The sequence below is a fragment of the Candidatus Laterigemmans baculatus genome, from assembly GCF_010367455.1.
GTDB classification, from domain to species: domain Bacteria; phylum Planctomycetota; class Planctomycetia; order Pirellulales; family Pirellulaceae; genus Laterigemmans; species Laterigemmans baculatus.
The window spans coordinates 1-1,268 of record NZ_WRPR01000147.1; the positions used below are offsets into that span (position 1 = coordinate 1).

Consider the following 1,268-nt stretch of genomic DNA (forward strand, 5'->3'; position numbering starts at 1 on the left):
AGCATCAGTAATTCGAGCGCACTATTTGTAATGCGAGAGGCAAAGGACCAAATCAGACGCCGCGAGAACGGCATGGTGGTCGACGCCGCGAACGTTTGCGTTAACCCGGCGGCGGCCGGGTGGACAGTTGTCAGTAAACGCGTCATCCGCCGCTCGGGTTCGACGCGTTGTTATGGCTCCGTAGCGGTATCCAGAGAGCAAGGACCACAGAGGTCGCGCCACGGCATCCATTGTAGTCGATCGGCCCGGCCCGAGCGCGTTTGCATCGGCGACCAACCATGATATCCCGAACCAGCGAATCCCGCTTCGGCGATGAGCCCCGCGAACCGAGCCGGAAGGTCATCCCGAGAGCCCCCATCAACGACGGTGTCGCATGAGCGAAGAGTATCATAAACGTTATCGGATCGACGACTCTCCAATTCGATTGACCTTTACGCGCACCTGCTGCCCGGTTGAACCCTCGGACCGAGACGATTGTAAGTTCCCAGATGCCAATGTCGCAGCGTCCCGAACGATAGGCCGAAACGAATCCGGTCGGCGTTCCCATGTCCATAGCGGCGGGTTCGAGCGCACCTCAGCATCCGGAGAACGCATGACGTCGGTGATTGCCATAACGTCCGCGATAACGCGGCCGTGGAAAAGGATATCGAGCGAAGCGAGCAATCCGGTCATTACGGCTCGCGTTCATCGCGTTGTTCGTCGTTCACTGCGAACTGGTAACGGGGAAGTAGTTGTCAGCCGCAACCCCAACGGCTTCAAAATGGCGTCCAGTAGGGTCATCGGGATCCTGATCATTCTCTGGGAGGACAGGACGCCAGAGGCTGAGCTGCAGCGCGGGGAAAACGTAGGCGTATCCGACCTCAGGCGCATTTGGATCATATTCGGCGATCCGCTGCACGTGCGCGACTGCATCTTCTGCGGCCAATTCGTGCAGACACTTGTCGTCCAGAATCGCCCGGAAATTCTCGGACTCAGCCAGTTCGATGAATGTCACCCGCCCAGAAGCATCAAAGTCAATGGCCATGTCGTCTAGATACCATTCGCGGTCTTGATCGCCCTCTTCTGGAGAACCGAGCTGCTTGCGAACTTCTTCTCGTGTCATCCCGAATCGAATCGGGCCGACACCAACTTTCGGTTTGATCTCAAATGTCTGCATAATTCGGGTTAGTCGACGAACGTTTGCGTTAACCCGGCGGCGGCCGAGTGGATAGTCTTCAGGAAACGCGTCATCCGCCGCTCGGGTTCGACGCGTTGTTATGGCTCCGTAG

Annotated in this window: 1 protein-coding gene; it reads right to left on the reverse strand. The window is 57.7% G+C overall.

Annotated elements, in window-relative coordinates; genetic code table 11:
* Positions 1 to 703 precede the first annotated feature (703 nt).
* A partial coding sequence (locus tag GNK13_RS20395; protein ID WP_235935365.1) for an outer membrane protein assembly factor BamE occupies positions 704 to 1,268 on the reverse strand: 565 nt, incomplete at its 5' end.